The organism is Lacinutrix sp. MEBiC02404 (assembly GCF_053601575.1).
Window position 1 is genome coordinate 1 of the sequence record NZ_JBSHNV010000224.1, and the last position, 346, is coordinate 346.

A 346-nucleotide genomic window follows, 5' to 3' on the forward strand; every position below is an offset into this window, starting at 1 on the left:
AAATTTCAATAGCTGCAGGAGCAGTAAATGTAGGCGCAATATTATCTGAAACGGTAATCGTTTGTATTTGCGGCGTTGCAGTGTTCCCACAATCGTCTGATAAAGTCCAAGTTCTAGTAATAATAAACGAACCTTCACAAGCACCAGCCGTTACAACATCTGTAAAGGTAGCATCTAAAGTAGTATCACAATTATCAGCTTCATTAGTTACATCACCAGTTTCACTAACCGTTGCATCATAATTACAAGAAGCATCCGTAAAAATTTCAATAGCTGCGGGAGCAGTAAATGTAGGAGTAATATTATCTGAAACGGTAATCGTTTGTGTTTGTGGCGTTGCAGTATT

General features: G+C 38.2%; 1 protein-coding gene. It reads right to left on the minus strand.

Features of this window, described 5'->3' with window-relative positions; translation table 11 throughout:
- On the minus strand, positions 1-346 hold a 346-nt coding region (locus ACVCXO_RS18985), incomplete at both ends, for a hypothetical protein (protein ID WP_452231181.1).